The 15,144-nt window shown below is 71.6% G+C and carries 17 protein-coding genes; 6 read left to right on the forward strand and 11 right to left on the reverse strand.

The features are described 5' to 3' along the window. Positions 1-39 precede the first annotated feature (39 nt). From FHG10_RS15320 to FHG10_RS15335, 4 genes are read left to right on the forward strand one after another with little or no spacing between them, the layout of a single operon-like run. A complete protein-coding gene (locus FHG10_RS15320) occupies positions 40-501 on the forward strand; it encodes a hypothetical protein (RefSeq protein WP_152354212.1) in 462 nt (153 codons plus the stop codon). After that, positions 498-1,007 (forward strand): NUDIX domain-containing protein, encoded by a 510-nt coding sequence (locus FHG10_RS15325; RefSeq protein ID WP_152354213.1) that lies wholly within the window; start codon positions 498-500, stop codon positions 1,005-1,007. The genes FHG10_RS15320 and FHG10_RS15325 overlap by 4 nt, the downstream gene beginning before the upstream one ends. 14 nt (positions 1,008-1,021) lie before the next feature. Further along, entirely contained in the window at positions 1,022-1,756 is a 735-nt protein-coding gene (locus tag FHG10_RS15330) for an MgtC/SapB family protein (RefSeq protein WP_152354214.1), read from the forward strand. Positions 1,757-1,807: 51 nt separating this feature from the next. Then, positions 1,808-2,656, forward strand: a complete 849-nt coding sequence (locus FHG10_RS15335; RefSeq protein WP_152354215.1) for an aldo/keto reductase — start codon at positions 1,808-1,810, stop codon at positions 2,654-2,656. A 16-nt stretch (positions 2,657-2,672) separates the two neighbouring features. On the opposite strand, the gene FHG10_RS15340 is transcribed toward FHG10_RS15335, so the two are convergent. After that, a complete protein-coding gene (locus FHG10_RS15340; RefSeq protein ID WP_152354216.1) occupies positions 2,673-3,032 on the reverse strand; it encodes a MerR family transcriptional regulator in 360 nt (119 codons plus the stop codon). A 74-nt stretch (positions 3,033-3,106) separates the two neighbouring features. On the opposite strand from FHG10_RS15340, the gene FHG10_RS15345 reads away from it, so the two are divergent. Together FHG10_RS15345 and FHG10_RS15350 are read left to right on the forward strand one after the other, a co-directional pair. Beyond that, entirely contained in the window at positions 3,107-3,715 is a 609-nt protein-coding gene (locus FHG10_RS15345; RefSeq protein WP_152354217.1) for a DUF998 domain-containing protein, read from the forward strand. Between the two features lie 24 nt (positions 3,716-3,739). Beyond that, positions 3,740-4,540 carry a serine hydrolase gene (locus FHG10_RS15350; RefSeq protein ID WP_152354218.1) on the forward strand — a complete coding sequence of 267 codons (801 nt, stop codon included), beginning with the start codon at positions 3,740-3,742 and terminating at the stop codon, positions 4,538-4,540. A gap of 2 nt (positions 4,541-4,542) precedes the next feature. Here FHG10_RS15350 and FHG10_RS15355 read toward each other — a convergent pair whose 3' ends face one another. The 10 genes from FHG10_RS15355 to FHG10_RS15400 form a co-directional block, all read right to left on the reverse strand. Next, on the reverse strand, positions 4,543-5,754 hold the full coding sequence (locus FHG10_RS15355; protein WP_227488305.1) for a C40 family peptidase: 1,212 nt from the start codon (positions 5,752-5,754) through the stop codon (positions 4,543-4,545). Next, entirely contained in the window at positions 5,751-6,887 is a 1,137-nt protein-coding gene (locus FHG10_RS15360; RefSeq protein WP_152354219.1) for a dipeptide epimerase, read from the reverse strand. The genes FHG10_RS15355 and FHG10_RS15360 overlap by 4 nt, the downstream gene beginning before the upstream one ends. 26 nt (positions 6,888-6,913) lie before the next feature. Continuing rightward, entirely contained in the window at positions 6,914-8,065 is a 1,152-nt protein-coding gene (locus tag FHG10_RS15365) for a DUF819 family protein (RefSeq protein WP_152354220.1), read from the reverse strand. Between the two features lie 146 nt (positions 8,066-8,211). Further along, positions 8,212-8,529, reverse strand: coding sequence for a DUF3870 domain-containing protein (locus FHG10_RS15370; protein ID WP_152354221.1), 318 nt, complete (start codon positions 8,527-8,529; stop codon positions 8,212-8,214). A 174-nt stretch (positions 8,530-8,703) separates the two neighbouring features. Beyond that, positions 8,704-9,228 carry a GNAT family N-acetyltransferase gene (locus FHG10_RS15375; protein WP_152354222.1) on the reverse strand — a complete coding sequence of 175 codons (525 nt, stop codon included), beginning with the start codon at positions 9,226-9,228 and terminating at the stop codon, positions 8,704-8,706. 59 nt (positions 9,229-9,287) lie between these two features. Next, positions 9,288-10,790, reverse strand: a complete 1,503-nt coding sequence (locus FHG10_RS15380; protein ID WP_152354223.1) for an NAD-dependent succinate-semialdehyde dehydrogenase — start codon at positions 10,788-10,790, stop codon at positions 9,288-9,290. Positions 10,791-10,921: 131 nt separating this feature from the next. Next, on the reverse strand, positions 10,922-11,563 hold the full coding sequence (locus tag FHG10_RS15385) for a histone deacetylase (RefSeq protein ID WP_152354224.1): 642 nt from the start codon (positions 11,561-11,563) through the stop codon (positions 10,922-10,924). Positions 11,564-11,651: 88 nt separating this feature from the next. Continuing rightward, positions 11,652-12,845, reverse strand: a complete 1,194-nt coding sequence (locus tag FHG10_RS15390) for an MFS transporter (RefSeq protein ID WP_152354225.1) — start codon at positions 12,843-12,845, stop codon at positions 11,652-11,654. Between the two features lie 174 nt (positions 12,846-13,019). Beyond that, positions 13,020-13,355 carry a hypothetical protein gene (locus FHG10_RS15395; protein ID WP_152354226.1) on the reverse strand — a complete coding sequence of 112 codons (336 nt, stop codon included), beginning with the start codon at positions 13,353-13,355 and terminating at the stop codon, positions 13,020-13,022. Positions 13,356-13,377: 22 nt separating this feature from the next. Continuing rightward, on the reverse strand, positions 13,378-15,075 hold the full coding sequence (locus FHG10_RS15400; RefSeq protein WP_152354227.1) for a sodium:solute symporter family protein: 1,698 nt from the start codon (positions 15,073-15,075) through the stop codon (positions 13,378-13,380). Positions 15,076-15,144: the final 69 nt, after the last annotated feature.

Consider the following 15,144-nt stretch of genomic DNA (forward strand, 5'->3'; position numbering starts at 1 on the left):
CCGTAGACTCGGGGAGTTCCCGAGACGGAGGAGTCGATCATGACCGAGCAGTACGACGAGGACCTCACGAACCTCACCGACCCGACGCCGTCGGACCTCTCCGAGGAGAGCAGCCTCGAGGCGGCCATCGACGACGAGGACGAGGACGAGGATCCCGACGTGGAGCCCGGCGCCGAGGGACCCGAGGGCACCGGCGTCGAGGGCGCCGACGACATCCTCGAGGAGGATCGCGACCGCGACGCCGAGGACGATTCGTTCTACGACTCGGACTACCCGAGCACTCTCGGCGAGGACGATTCGGCCGCCGCCGAGCAGGGCAACCGCGACGGCGACGAGATGGTCTCCGAGGGGGACGATGCGGAGCAGGTCTCCGAGCTCGACGGCGACACCCAGGACGTGGACGCGCTGGGCGGCCCCGACGAGGACACCGCGGCCGACGCCGTCGACCTCGACGGCACCGACGGCGGAGAGGACCCGCTCTCGGGCGAGGCCCTCGGGTGAGCCGGGGGGATCACGTTCCGGCCCACCCCGCGCACGACCTCGGGCCCCGTGTCGGCGTCAAGGCGCTGATCCTGCGCGACGGGGCGATCCTCATGAACCGCTCCGAGGTCGACGGCCACGACGTCTTCGATCTTCCCGGAGGCGGGCAGGAGTACGGCGAGACGCAGGCCGAGGCGCTCGTGCGCGAGTGCGCCGAGGAGATCGGCGCCCGCGTGCGCGTCCACGGCGTCGCGTGCGTGTGGGAGTTCCTCACGGAGGTGGGCGGCTTCCGCCACGAGCAGATCCCGCTGTCCCACCAGCTCAACGTGGGCTTCTGGTGCGGGCTCGAGCCCGGCCAGGAGCCCCGCGCGGAGGCGAGCTCCGGCATGGACACCTGGCAGGTCGGCACCTCCTGGCTGCCCGTGGAGCGGCTGGACCGCTTCGATGTGCGCCCGCGTGCGATCGCCGACTGGCTGCAGGCCGACCCGTCGATCCGGCCCGTCGGCCTCGGCCCCGTCGAGCTCTAGGAAGGAGGGCGGACATGGATCCCCTGGTGGGACTCGTGCAGCCGACGAGCCTCGTGGAGGCCGAGCTGCTCATCGCGACGTTCGTGCTGTGCTCGCTGATCGGCCTCGAGCGCCAGATGCGGCAGAAGAGCGCCGGCTACCGCACCCACGTGCTCGTGGGCCTCGGCTCCTGCGCCTTCACGCTGGTCTCGGCCTACGGCTTCGCGGCGGTGCTCGGCGACGAGGTCAACCTCGACCCTTCGCGCATCGCCGCCCAGATCGTCTCCGGCATCGGCTTCCTGGGCGCCGGCGTCATCTTCAAGGGCCGCTCCATGGTGCGCGGCCTGACCACCGCCGCGACCGTCTGGGTGTCCGCCGCCGTGGGCATGGCCTGCGGCAGCGGCATGCTCTCCCTCGGCATCATGCTCACCGCGCTGCACCTGATCACGCTGTTCCTCATCGCCCCGCTCGTGCGCCGCGTCCCCGGGCCCGACCGCCATCGCCTGCTGCGCGTCACCTACGCCGACGGCCGGGGCGCGCTGCGCGACATCCTCGCGACCGCGACCGGCGCCGGCTTCACGAACTCGATCGAGAACTCCCGCAAGATCACCGGCAACGACGGCGAACCCAAGATCGTCATGGACATCCGCTTCCTGGGCCGACCGCCCGTGCGCGACCTGATCCCGCCGCTGCTCGAGGTCGCCGGGGTCGAGCGGGTCTCGCTCGCCAAGCACAAGAGCGGGCCCGGGGCCGACGCAGACGACGACTGACATCCCTGGCTAGGCTGGGGAGGACCGCAGCGACCCGACCCGAGGAGCACCATGACCAGCGCACCCTCCATCCCCTTCCGCGACGGACGCTCGATCCCGCAGCTCGGCTACGGTGTCTGGCAGGTCGAGCCCGACGTCGCGGCCGACGTGGTCGTGAAGGCCTTCGAGGCCGGCTACCGGCACGTCGACACCGCCCGCGGGTACGACAACGAGGACGGCGTGGGCCGCGCGCTCGCGGCCTCCGGCCTCGCACGCGACGACTACTTCGTGACCTCGAAGGTCCCCAACCAGGACCAGGGTCGCGAGGCCACCCTGCGCTCCTTCGACGCCACCATGACCGACCTCGGCCTCGACGAGCTCGACCTCTACCTCATCCACTGGCCCGCGCCCGAGAACGGGCTCGCCCTGGAGACCTGGCGCACCCTCATCGAGCTGCAGGAGCAGGGGCGGATCCGCTCGATCGGCGTCTCGAACTTCCGGGCCGAGGACCTCGAGATGCTCGAGACGGAGACCGGCGTGCTGCCCGTGCTCAACCAGATCGAGCTGCATCCCTACTTCAACCAGCCCGAGCTGCGCGCACTGCACGCCGAGAAGGGCATCGTCACCGAGGCCTGGTCACCTCTGGGCCAGGGCGGCGGGGAGCTGACGGACCCGACGGTGCTCGAGATCGCCCGCGCGCACGACGCCGATCCCGCCCAGGTGCTCATCGCCTGGAACCTCGCCCTGGGCGACGTGGTGATCCCGAAGTCCGTGACGCCCGCACGCATCGTCTCGAACCTCGAGTCCCTCGACCTCTCCCTGACCGGGGAGGAGATCGCGCGGATCACCGCCCTGCACCGGGGCGAGAGCGGACGGCAGGGCAAGCACCCCGGGGAGTTCGCGGGGCACCAGGGCGCGTGAGGCCCGCGGCGAAGATCTAGGCAGTCGGCCGACGCTCCTCGAGCACCGCGAGCGCTCCGAGGATCGTGGCGCGGCTGTGCGCGAGCTCCTCGCGGCGGCGGTCGATGACGGCGAGCTGCTCGGTGAGCAGCGCGCGGCGCTCCGCGTCGTCCATCTCCGTCCAGTGCGCCATGCGCGTGCGCATGTCCTGCAGGGAGAAGCCGGCGTCGCGCCCGGCGAGGATGAGCCGCATGCGCTGCACAGCGTCCTCCCCGAAGGCGCGGTAGCCGTTGGCGCCGCGGGTGATCTGTCCCGGGCTGAACATGTCCCGCTCCTCGTAGAAGCGGACCGTCGAGGGTGTGAGCCCCACCCTGCGGGCGAACTCTCCGATGCGCATGCGCGTTCTCCTTGACCTTCCAGCAGCTGGAAGGTCTAGCGTCCCAGACGTTCGCCCCTTCGACAGGAGATCCCGTGGTCCAGGTGCTCGCGACCGTCGCGTCCGTGCTGTTCATCCTCCGTCTGCTCGCGCTCGTCGCCCTGCACGTGCGCCCCGGCGGCATCCATCCCGTGCGGCACGCGGTGAGCGACTATGCCGCGTCGTCCGCGCCCGGGACCCGGGGCCTCGCCGCCGCGGCCTCATGGCTCGCCGCCGCCGCGTGGGCGGTCCTCGGGATTCTCGCGCTGAAGTACCCGGCGGCCTCCGACCACACGGGCCTCGGCGTGTGGCTGCTGGTGCTGGCCGTGGTGCTCGCGGTGATGCCGCGCGTGCCCACCGATGGCGCGGGGCAGCCCACGACCGCGCGCGGTCGACTGCACCTGCTGCTCGCCGTCGCCTGGTTCGCGATCGCGTACTCGACCATCGGACCGGAGAGCCGGATGCTGGCCGAGGCGACAGGGACCCCCGTTCCCGGCATCCTGCCCGTGCTGCACGTGATCGCGGCGATCGCACTGGTGTGCCTCGTGGTGTCCCTGCTGGTGCCTGCGCTGCGCGAGCGCACCTTCGGGATCAGCGAGCGCGTGTTCATCCTCGCCGTCACCCTCGCCCCGCTGATCGTGGGCGCGGGACTGGCCGCCGCGTGAGCGCAGGCCCGTAGGGTCGAGAGCATGATGATGCCCACCGCCTCCGCCCCGACGACCACCGCGATCGCCTGGTGCCTCCGGGACCCGCAGGGTCGCGAGCTCTCGAGCAGCGCCGCGGATCGGCCCTTCTACGCGGCGAGCACCATCAAGCTGCATGTGCTGCTCGCCGCGCTGCGCGCCGCGGACCGCGGGGAGCTCGATCCGGACGCGACCGTCCCCGCGACCCGCACCTTCACGGGGGAGGGCGGAGCGCACTTCACCCTGGCGGGGGACCACCTGGATCCCACGCACCCGGGCGAGGGCGAGCCGATCACGGTGCGCGACCTGCTGGTGCGCATGATCGACCGCTCGAGCAACGAGGCGACCGACCACGTGCTCTCCCTCGTCGGCCTCGACGCCGTGGCCTCCGTGATCGCGGACCTGGAGCTGCCCGTGACACGGGTCGAGCGGATGATCGGCGACGGCGCCGCGCTGGCCGCGGGCCGCACGAACGAGACCAGTGCACGGGACCTCGCGCGCACCCTGGACGCGATCGTGCGGGACGGTTCCGTCCTGGGATCGCGCTCCCGGGATCTTGCGCGCGCGGCGCTCGGCGCGCAGCGGATCCGGATCATCGGCCGCGCGGTGCGGCCCGGCGTGCACGTCCTGTCGAAGTCCGGCTGGGTCGACGGGTTCCGCCACGACGTCGCCGCGGTGGGCGGCGGGGCCGACGAGGACCGCCCCCTCGTCCTCGCCGTGATGACCTGCGGATGGGATGAGGAGGCGGCCGACGAGCGGATCCTCGCGACGGCCCGCGAGCTGCTGCCCGCGGACCTGCTGGGCTGAGGTCAGCCCTTCGCGAGCTCCACACGGCGGGCACCCGCGTACTCGCCGTCGGTGTCGTACTCGGTCAGAGAGACCACCTCGACGCTGCGGGCCGCGTTCGGGGCCTGCATGATCTTGTCGTCGCCCACGTACAGCGCGACATGGCGTATGGACTCGGCGCCCGGCTCGGTCGCGAAGAACACGAGGTCGCCCCGCTGGAGGTCCTTCCGCTCGACGCTCTTCAGGCCCGACTCGTGCATCTGGTCGCCGGCGTCGCGCTCGAGCGTGATCCCGTGGTGGTGGAACAGGGTGTACGTGTAGCCCGAGCAGTCGTAGCCGTAGGCGCTCACGCCGGCCCACAGGTAGTGCAGCCCCAGGAAGCGCTCGCCGGTCGCGATGATGTCCTCGACCGTGGGGCGCGGGGGCTTCTCGCCGTGCGCGCGCACGGCGGCGTCCTCGACGCTCAGCAGCATGCTGCCCGCGCCCGGGACGGCCACCTCGATGCTGTCCTCGTTCTGGCCGGTGACCGGGAGGATCGTGTCGAAGGAGACGGGCAGGCGCGCGCCCTCGCCGCGGCTCGGCGAGCTGAGGGTGCTGGTGAGCGCCGTGACGGTCGCGGTCGAGGCGCAGCGCGCGAGGCGCGCGAAGCGCTCGTCGACGGTGAGGTGGTCGATCGGTACCCAGCCCGGGTAGCCGCGGTCGTCGCGCGGGGTGCCCTGGGCGGTGACCACGATGTGTGCCCACTCGCCGTCGATCTCGTCCACGATGACCTCGCTGCCCAGCACCGCCTGCGACTCGAGCTTCCCGGTGAGCCACTTGCGGGTCTCCTCGTCGGGCATCTTCGCATTCCACGCGTCGAGGTCCACGGGCGTGGAGACGGCGCCGTCGTCGATGCCGTCGCGGTTCGTGCGCGGGTCGACCCACAGCGTGGTCGCCGTGACCTTCACGTGCGCGGTCTCGCCGGCCTTCGGGGCTCTGCCGCCGCTGCCGTGCCCGTGGCCATGGCCGTGGCCGCCGTGGCCGCCCCGGTGGGCGGGAGCGGCGGAAGCGGAGGCGGCGCCGGCGAGGCCCGCGAGGCCGGCGGCCCCGGTGGCGGCGAGCCGCAGTCCGGCGCGTCGGCTGACCTGCGGGGCATCAGAGGGGTCGTGCGGGGAGGGGCTGCGGTGGGCGGACATGGTGTCCTCCTTCGAGGAGACGGGTTCGGGCATGCCGGGGACCTGCGGGGTCGACGTCACCTACCACCTCCTGCGTCATCAGCGTCCTGCATCGGCTCGAGCATCGCAAGGCCGAGCCCCGGACCGCCGATCAGCTCGAGCTCGGCGCCGCGCTGGCGGTAGCCGCCCGACGGCACCCCCGAGGTGAACCAGGCCGGGGGGTCGAGGTCGATGAGCGCGATCGCGGGATGCGCGAAGGCCAGGTGGGCCGCGGCGGTGATCGAGATCCTCGGCTCCATCATGGCGCCCACCATGCAGGCGATGCCCGCCTCGAGGGCCACATCGGCCACGGCGAGGGCCTCGCGCAGGCCGCCGGTCTTGGCGAGCTTGATGTTCAGCAGGTCGGCCGCGCCCGCCTCGACGATGCGGCGGGCGTCCTGCGCGTTCCACACGGCCTCGTCGGCCATCACCGGGGTCGCCACCTCGGCGCGCACCAGGGCGAGCCCCTCGAGATCCCCGGCCGCAACGGGCTGCTCGACGAGCTCGATCGGCAGGCCATCGCGCTCGAAGCCGGTGATGATGCTGATCGCCTCGCGGGCCTCCCACCCCTGGTTCGCGTCCAGACGCAGGCTCACCCCGGGGGCGGCCTCGAGCACCGCGGCGAGCCGCCGACGGTCCTCGTCGATGTCCCGGCCCAGCTTGATCTTCAGGATCTGCTCGCCCGAGGCGACCGCGTCGCGGGCATGGCCGGCCATCACCTCGGGGTCCTCGAGGGAGATCGTCATGTCGTTGGTCAGGGTGCCGCAGCGGGTGCCGCCCAGCAGCTCGACCAGCGGCACCCGCGCGGCGCGCGCGGCGGCGTCGTGCAGGGCCACGTCGAGGGCCGCCTTGGCGCTCGTGCTCCCCGGGACCGCGTCGCCGATCCGACGCCCGACCTCGCCCAGCGATCCCCGGGCGCCCTCGAGCGCGCCGCGCAGCGGAACTGCCAGGCACGCGGCGATCGACTCGGCCGATTCACCCGTGACGGCGACGGTCTCGGCCGCGGAGCCCTGGCCGACCGTGCCGTCGGCCAGCTCGACCTCCGCGACCACGTAGTGCACGGATTCGGTGCGTCGCGCCGCGGTCACGAAGGGCCGCTTGAGCGGCGCGACGTGGCGGTGGTGGCGGACCGCGACGACGTGCACGTCGGGATCCTGCGGGCTCTGCGGGGTCATCGCTCCCCCTCCTCTCGCGACGGCGGTCACAGCGCGTGCATGACCTGGGCGCCGATCAGGCCCACGAACGTGCCCATGAACGAGCCGATCAGGGCGAACAGCACGCCCACGGGGACCAGCTGGCGGTTGAAGGCGCTCGCGACCACGGGCGCGGAGGCGATGCCGCCGATGTTCGCGGTGGAGGCGACGGCCAGGGAGAACAGCTCGACCTTCGCGATCTTCGCGTAGAGCACCATGATCGCGGCGTGGATCGCGACCACGAGGATGCCCATCACGATGTAGATCGGAGCCTGCGTGATCGCCGAGAAGTCCGAGCCGGAGGCGATCTGGCCGATCACCACGAACAGCATCAGCGTGGCGACCTCGCTCGAGCCGGCGGTCGACCCCAGCGGGGTCAGCGCGACGGCGAGCCCCAGCAGGGAGACGATGAGGATCGACCAGGTGGTGCCGTTGACGACCGCGCCCCATTCGGGCAGCAGGCCGCCGATCCAGATCGAGAAGGTCGAGACCAGGATCGAGCCGAACACGACGATCGCGAGCGAGGACACCGTCACCGGCTTCTCCTCCACCTCGAAGGCGCCCTCGTGGGCGTCGAGGTAGGAGGTGTCGGCCTTGGTCCAGCGGTTGAAGCGGGGCGAGACCGCGACCGAGGCGAACATCAGCATCAGCCACAGCGAGTACATCAGCGTGTCGGTGATCAGGGCGTACCCGAAGATGTTCTCCGGGGCCTTGAGGATGTCCTGGACGGCGACCATGTTCGCGCTGCCGCCGGTCCAGCTGGCCAGCAGAGCGCCGAACACCTTCCACGCCTCAGGGTGGACCGCCGCCTGGAAGACCACGTACACCAGCACCATGCCGAAGCACAGCGAGGCCGAGGCCACGAACATCGTCAGCAGCAGCTTCGGGCCCAGGCGGATGATCTTGCGCAGGTCGCAGCCGAACAGGAACAGGAAGATCATCGCCGGCAGCAGCACGTCCTTGACCTGGGCGATGGGGGCGCGGGTCGCGTCGTCCTGGCCGAAGACTCCGAGCGTGTTCAGCAGCGCGCACAGCAGGTACATCAGCACCATGCCGGGCACAAACTTGAACAGCTTCCAGCCGGTGGTCTTCTCCAGGACGATCAGCACGCACGACAGTCCCAGCAGGACGCCGAGCATCAGCAGGCCGTCGGTGATCATGGGTTCTCCTCGGGGTGGGGAAGGGGTCGGAGATCGGGCAAGAAAAAATCGGAAGCACCGACGCGGCGCGCCCGGGCGGGCGCGTTCGTGGTGCTTCCGACGGGTTCCGGTTCTGTGAGGTCCCGGGCGGACGGAGGCGTATGGCGTTATGCGGTGGGATCCGCCGAGAGGTCGCGGTACTTCGCTGCGGCATTGCGCACGGAGGCGGCGAGCGCCTTCTGCGAGGACCCGTGGTACCTCTCGGTGATGGACTCCACCAGGGCGTCGTCCTCGAGGATCGAGCGTCCCACCAGCAGCTCCCTCACGAACTCGACCGTGAGAGCGAGGGTGGCGGTGCAGTCGACCGCGCGGATGACGTGCGACTCAGTATCGACGACGAGGCCGATGAAGAAAAGTCCCCACTGCGTCGTGATCGGATTGTTGCTCGGCGACTTCGCCTCTCCGGTCAGGTAGATCGTCGTCATGCTCAGAGAGTAGCGGGGTGCCGGGTGGCTGGCGGGCGGGCCGGCGCGGTGCGGCCGCGCGCGGCGGCCTCTTCGGTCAGGATTCGTGCCGAAATTGGTCGTTGTCGGCACGAATCCTGACCAAAGCGGGGCACGGGTGGGCACTTGGTGCCCAGCGCCGGGCGCCGGGGCTGCTCAGCGGCCGCCATCCAGGATGTCGACGACGTCCTCGGAGGTCACGCTGCGACCGATCGAGATCACGGGGAAGGAGGTCACCGGCCGCTCGAGCAGCTCCGTCACGAACTCCTCGGTCTCTTTCCGGCCGACGGGGGTGAAGCCCCGGGCCCGGTAGTAGTCCAGCAGGTGCGGCGCGCAGTCGAGGCGGAGCCAGCGGGCTCCGCGGCGCCCTGCCTCGGCCTGTGCGAGGTCCAGGACCTGGGCGCCGAGGCCCCGTCCGCCGGCCGACGGAGCGGTCATCAGGCCATGCGCGTAGAGGGCCGGTTCTGCGGCGCGCTCGTGAGCGCTCCAGAAGAAGGGATCCTCGTCGACGAGCCGCACGGCGGCCTCGAACTCGTGGTGGCTCTCAGGGGATCCGTCCGGGACCAGGGCGTACCACTCGCCGCGTCCCACCTCGATCGAGATCTGCTCCGCGCCGAGGGAGCCGACCCTCCACTGGGCGATGCCCTGCTGCTGCATCCACTGCTCGCGGGCTCGGCGCATGGCAGCGAGGCGCCTGACGTCGGAGGCGATGCACGTGCGCAGGAGGGCGCCCGCCCCGCTCACAGCGGCAGCCGCACGTACGTGGTCTCGAGGTACTCCGCGAAGCCCTCGTGGGAGCCCTCGCGGCCCAGGCCCGACTCCTTGACGCCGCCGAAGGGGGCGGCGGCATCGGAGGCGACGCCCAGGTTCACCGCGACCATGCCCGACTCGATGCGCCCGGCGACGTCGGTGACCTCGGCGAGGTCCGCGCCCACGGCGTAGCTCATGAGCCCGAACTCGGTGTCGTTCGCGGCGCGCACCATCTCCTCGACGTCGTCCATGACGATCACGGGCGCGACCGGGCCGAAGATCTCCTCGCGGTTCACACGGGCATCGGCCGGGACGTCCCCGAGCACGGTGGGCAGGTAGAAGAAGCCGTCCTCGCAGCCTTCGGGCAGCTCCTCGGCGCTCGGGCGGCGCCCGCCGGTGAGGACCCTCGCTCCGCGCTCGACGGCGTCGGCCACGAGCTCCTCGATCTTGTCGAGGGCCTTGGGCTCGATCATCGGCCCCATCGTCGTGCCCTCGTCGATCCCCGCGCCGACCTGCAGCTCCTCGGTCTTGGCGACCAGGCGGCGGGTGAACTCCTCGGCGACGGACGAGTGCACGTAGAAGCGGTTCGCGGCGGTGCAGGCCTCGCCGTTGTTGCGGTACTTCGCGGGCATGGCGGCGGCGATCGCCGTGTCCATGTCGGCCGAGGGCAGCACCAGGAACGGGGCGTTGCCGCCGAGCTCCATGGAGGTGCGCAGCACGTGCTCGGAGGCCTGGGCGAGCAGAGCGCGGCCCACCGAGGTGGAGCCCGTGAACGAGACCTTCCGCAGGCGACCGTCGGCCATCAGCGTCGAGGACAGTCCGGACGAGTCCGAGGTGACGACCACGTTCACGACGCCCGCGGGGACGCCCGCGTCGGCGAGGATCTGCGCGAAGGCGAGAGAGGTCAGGGGCGTCATCTGCGCGGGCTTGAGCACGACGGTGCAGCCGGCCGCGAGGGCCGGCGCGATCTTGCGGGTGCCCATCGACAGCGGGAAGTTCCACGGGGTGATCGCGAGGACCGGGCCGACGGGCCGCGCGGTGGTGAGGATCGCCTGCTCGGCCGCGGGGGCCTGCCGGAAGCGGCCGGGCAGGCGCACGGCCTCCTCGCTGAACCAGCGCAGGAACTCGGCGCCGTAGGTGACCTCGCCGTACGACTCGTCCAGGGGCTTGCCCATCTCGAGGGTCATCAGCGCCGCGAGGTCGTCGGCCCGCTCGTGGCAGAGCTCGTAGGCACGGCGCAGGATCTCTGAGCGCTCGCGGGGGAGGGTCGCGGCCCAGTCGGCCTGGGCGGCGACGGCGGCGTCGAGGGCCTGGGTGCCGATGCGCGCGGCGTCGGCGTCGACGATCTGGGTGAGGACGCGTCCGGTCGCCGGGTCCTGGACGTCGAGATCTGGGGTGCCGCCCAGGAAGCGGCCGCCGATGAAGGAGCTGCGCGGGGTGCGCTCGAGCAGGTCGGTGACCTTCGCGGGGGAGAGGCGGGGCTTGGTGGTCATGGTGCGCTCCTTCGAGTCGTGGTCTCGGGCGGGGCCGACGGGCGGGGTCGACGGCGCGGCCGGTCCCTCCATCCTGCGCCCTCTCGGGCGGAATGGGGGGAACCCAGGGCGACGACTGCCCTGGCGCGGTCTCAGACCCCCACCCGCTCCAGGTCCGCGCCGCGCGCTGCGAAGTAGGCGTCGGCCCGGTCGCGGTCCCAGCCGTGGGACTGGCGCAGGCCCTCGGCGAGCATGTCGAGGTAGGCGGGGGCGGGTTGGGTCGCGGGCACGTCGCCGATCCCGTCGGGCGCGGTGAAGGTGAGCATCGGGATGCCCGCGCGCTCGCCGAGCACCACCAGGGTCTCGTAGCGTCCGGGGCCGACGGCCACGCGCGTGCCCGCGCTCGCCGCGCCGCCGGCGTCTCCGCCGCCGATGCCCAGGTCCTCGCGCACGAGGCGCTCGACGGGGTCGCCCTCCTGGACCGGGCGGTGCATCTCCTGGGCGGCGACGTCCGCGAACTGGGGGACCGTCAGCAGGAAGGCGCGCGCCGGCGTCGGCCCCTCGGCGTCGTGGTCGTAGAAGCCCATCCCGCCGCTCCACACGCGCGACTCGCCCGCGAAGTGCAGGCGGCCCGGGAGCATCACGCCCGCTGCCTCGCGCGGGGGAGTGCGGTCGCGGGCCCCGGTGTAGCCGATCAGCGCGCCCGGCGGTCTGCCGCCCTGGATGTAGCAGGCGAGGCGCTCGGCGTTCATGTTCGAGCCGTAGCTGACGTACCAGACGAGATCGCGATCCATGGTGCGTCCATCCTGCGCACGGGTCGCCCGTCGATGCCAGGGTGCCGCGCCGGATCCGAGACGGCCTTCACGCCCACTCCACGCGCACTCAGCTGCTGCGGCGCAGGCTCCGGTTCCCCGTCGACGGGGCCAGGAAGATCGCGACGGCGACGACCGCGGCGGGCAGCAGCAGGGCGCCGCGCAGCCCCACGTGCTCGCCCACGAAGCCCAGCACCGGCGGGCCCACGAGGAACGCCATGTAACCGACGATCGAGGCCAGCGCGACGCGCTGGGCGGGCTGCGGGCCGGAATCGCCCGCTGCCGAGAGCGCGACGGGGAAGCCGAGGGAGGCGCCGAGGCCCCAGAGGATCACCGCGATGCCGGCGACGATCTGGTTGTCCACGAGGGAGACGAGCACCAGCCCCGCGGTCGCGCAGGCGGCGCTCGCCGCGAGCACGGGAGCGCGGCCCAGGCGATCGATGATCGGTCCGCCCGCGAAGCGGCCGAGCGTCATCGAAGCCGCGAAGACCGCGTAGACGGCGCTGCCGAGCGCCGCGTCGAAGCCGTGGCCGTCGACCATGACCAGCGGCAGCCAGTCGTTCGCGGTGCCCTCGGCCAGCGCCATGGCGAGCACGATCGCCCCGATCAGCAGCAGGCGGCCGTCCTTCCAGACCGGCGGGCCGGTGCGGTGCCCGCGGGAGGCGCGCTCCTCGGCGCTGACCTGCCCCGTCGCCGCGGGCAGCAGACGGATCGACCAGACCAGCAGCACGGCGCCGATCACGCCGATCGCGAGCAGGTGGGGCACCACGGGCAGGTGCACGCCGTTCGCGAGGATGCCGGCGCCCGCCCCCATCACCGTGCCCAGGCTGAAGCAGCCGTGCAGGGTGGGCAGGAAGGTGCGGCCGGACTCCCGCTCGACCTCGGCGCCCTCGATGTTCATCGCGACCTCGCCGCCGCCGGTGCCGGCGCCGAACAGGGCGAGGCCCAGGGTGACCACGAGCGCCTGCTGCGTGGCCGCGCCCGCGGCGATCGTGGGCATCGCGAGCACCAGCAGCGCGGAGGCGACGAGCACGACCCGTCGGGCGCCCAGGCGCATCACGGCCGGCCCCGAGGTGAGGATCCCGAGCATCGAGCCGACGGACAGGCCGAACAGCACGAGACCCATCTGCGCGGTCGAGGCGCCCAGCAGGTCGCGGATCGCGGGGGTGCGCGTCACCCAGGAGGAGATGCTGATCCCGGGCAGGAAGAACAGGGCGCTCAGCGCGAGGCGGCGCAGGGGCAGGGAAGCGGGTGCGCCGGGCACGGGCGTCTCCAGATCACGTAGGCGTACGGTCGTACACAAGTGTAGGGGCGGGCAGGGGCCCGGCGCACGGGTGATCCGCGCAGCGAAGCGCCCCCGCAGCCGGCGCAGCGCTGAGCGGTGCGCGGGCGGCGGGGGCGCTGCCGTCGGCCGGAGGGCCGGCGGGGACGGGGGAGGTCAGTCGAGGCCCGCGATGTCGCGCGGCTCCTCGGCCCCCTCCTCGTTCTCGCTGACGATCATGCGGATCGGCTCGACCTTCGCCCACACGGCGAACAGCAGGCCGACGACGACCATGACGATGCCGGCCCACAGGTTGGCGTTGACGCCGCCGGTCTTGGCGGCCTCGACGTCGGTGAAGTCGAAGAGTCCCACCAGCAGCAGGATCACGCCGAACAGTGCGACCAGCAGTCCGATGAAGTTGCGGATGTCGAAGGCGCCGGCGGTCTCGACCTTGGCGCCTGCGGAATCTGGGACTGCGGCGGGGCCGCCCTCGAGGTTCTCGTTGTCGTTCATGACTTCTCTCCTCCGTCCCGGCTCACGCGAAGACGATGTTCAGGATGATGACCAGCGCCAGGCCGATCCCGGCCATCGGGACCGGACGACGGAAGAAGGGCAGGCCCTTCTCGTCGGGGTCCACGAGATCGGTCTTGGGGGTCTCGGAGTAGACGAGGCCCTTCAGCTCGTGCACCGGCTTGGGGCGCGTGAACTGGGTGACGACCACCGAGACGATGATGTCCACGACGAACGCGGTGGCGGCGCTGAGGAACGCGAGGCCCTGGCCCGGCAGGACGAACACCTCGCCGAACGTCGACAGGCTCCACAGGATGACGGCGGCGACCGTGCCCGAGGCCAGGCCCGACCAGCCGGCGGCCGGCGTCATCCGCTTCCAGAACATGCCCAGGATGAACGTCGCGAACAGCGGCGCGTTGAAGAACCCGAACAGGGTCTGCAGGTAGTCCATGAGGTTCGAGAACTGCCCGGCGATGAGCGCCGTGAAGATCGCGATCACGCAGGCCACGGCGGTCGCGATGCGGCCCACGAGGATGTAGTGCCTGTCCGGGGCGTCCTTCTTCACGTACTGCTGGTAGAGGTCGTAGCTGACCACCGTGTTGAAGGCCGAGATGTTCGCGGCCATGCCGGCCATGAACGCGGCCAGCAGGCCCGCGATCGCCACGCCCAGCAGGCCGTTGGGCATCACGTCGCGCATGAGCAGCAGCAGGGCGTCGTTGTACGAGACGCCGGTGGCGGCCGCCCCGGCCGCATCGCCCCCGAAGTCGAGCTTCTTGAACTCGGTCATGTCCGAGACCAGCACGCCGGCGATCATGCCGGGGATGATCACGATGAAGGGGATGAACATCTTGGGGAAGGCGCCGATGATCGGCGTCATCCGGGCGGCGGTGATGGACTTGCTGGCCATCGCGCGCTGCACCTCGACGAAGTTCGTCGTCCAGTAGCCGAAGGAGAGCACGAAGCCCAGGCCGAACACGATGCCGACCACCGAGAGGATCGGGCTGTTGAAGCCCGAGAGCTGCTCGCCCGGCCAGGAGTGGAGCTGTTCGGCGCCGAGCATGCCGTCGCCGGCGACCTTCTCCTTCAGGCCGCTCCAGCCGCCCACGCGGTGCAGGCCGATCAGCGTCAGCGGCAGCAGCGCCGCGACGATCACGAAGAACTGCAGCACCTCGTTGTAGATGGCCGCGGAGAGCCCGCCGACGCTGATGTAGAACAGCACGAACGCGGCGGCGACGATGAGCCCCACCCACTGGGGCCAGCCCAGCAGACGGTTCACGATCGTGGCCAGCAGGTACAGGTTCACGCCGGCGATCAGCAGCTGCGCGGCGGCGAAGCTGATGGAGTTCACCAGGTGCGCGGCCGTGCCGAAGCGCATGCGCATGAACTCGGGGACGCTGCGCACCTTCGAGCCGTAGTAGAAGGGCATCATCACGACGCCCAGGAACAGCATCGCGGGGATCGCGCCCACCCAGAAGTAGTGCATCGTCGGCATGCCGTACTGGGCGCCGGTGGCGGACATGCCCATGATCTCGACCGCGCCGAGGTTCGCGGAGATGAACGCGAGGCCGGTCACCCAGGCGGGCAGGGAGCGGCCGGAGAGGAAGAACTCGATGGAGTTGGAGACGCCGCGTTTGGCGAACCAGCCCACACCGAGCACGAAGACGAAGTAGAGCGCGATGATCGCGTAATCGATCCACTGCGCATCCAACCGGATGTCGACCATGACAGGGCCTCGGAGTCCAGGGGAAGGGGCGCCGTCGCGAGCGCGCTCATGGCACTCGGAGGAGCAGCG

Source organism: Brachybacterium subflavum, assembly GCF_009299795.1.
Lineage (GTDB): Bacteria > Actinomycetota > Actinomycetes > Actinomycetales > Dermabacteraceae > Brachybacterium > Brachybacterium subflavum.

What these genes read in the sequence shown, in the direction of transcription:
- FHG10_RS15320 (WP_152354212.1), top strand. Translation starts at nt 40, where the DNA reads ATGACCGAGCAGTACGACGAGGACCTCACGAACCTCACCGACCCGACG.
- FHG10_RS15330 (WP_152354214.1), top strand. Translation starts at nt 1,022, where the DNA reads ATGGATCCCCTGGTGGGACTCGTGCAGCCGACGAGCCTCGTGGAGGCC.
- FHG10_RS15335 (WP_152354215.1), top strand. Translation starts at nt 1,808, where the DNA reads ATGACCAGCGCACCCTCCATCCCCTTCCGCGACGGACGCTCGATCCCG.
- FHG10_RS15340 (WP_152354216.1), bottom strand. Translation starts at nt 3,032, where the DNA reads ATGCGCATCGGAGAGTTCGCCCGCAGGGTGGGGCTCACACCCTCGACG.
- FHG10_RS15350 (WP_152354218.1), top strand. Translation starts at nt 3,740, where the DNA reads ATGATGATGCCCACCGCCTCCGCCCCGACGACCACCGCGATCGCCTGG.
- FHG10_RS15360 (WP_152354219.1), bottom strand. Translation starts at nt 6,887, where the DNA reads ATGACCCCGCAGAGCCCGCAGGATCCCGACGTGCACGTCGTCGCGGTC.
- FHG10_RS15365 (WP_152354220.1), bottom strand. Translation starts at nt 8,065, where the DNA reads ATGATCACCGACGGCCTGCTGATGCTCGGCGTCCTGCTGGGACTGTCG.
- FHG10_RS15370 (WP_152354221.1), bottom strand. Translation starts at nt 8,529, where the DNA reads ATGACGACGATCTACCTGACCGGAGAGGCGAAGTCGCCGAGCAACAAT.
- FHG10_RS15375 (WP_152354222.1), bottom strand. Translation starts at nt 9,228, where the DNA reads ATGCGCCGAGCCCGCGAGCAGTGGATGCAGCAGCAGGGCATCGCCCAG.
- FHG10_RS15380 (WP_152354223.1), bottom strand. Translation starts at nt 10,790, where the DNA reads ATGACCACCAAGCCCCGCCTCTCCCCCGCGAAGGTCACCGACCTGCTC.
- FHG10_RS15385 (WP_152354224.1), bottom strand. Translation starts at nt 11,563, where the DNA reads ATGGATCGCGATCTCGTCTGGTACGTCAGCTACGGCTCGAACATGAAC.
- FHG10_RS15395 (WP_152354226.1), bottom strand. Translation starts at nt 13,355, where the DNA reads ATGAACGACAACGAGAACCTCGAGGGCGGCCCCGCCGCAGTCCCAGAT.
- FHG10_RS15400 (WP_152354227.1), bottom strand. Translation starts at nt 15,075, where the DNA reads ATGGTCGACATCCGGTTGGATGCGCAGTGGATCGATTACGCGATCATC.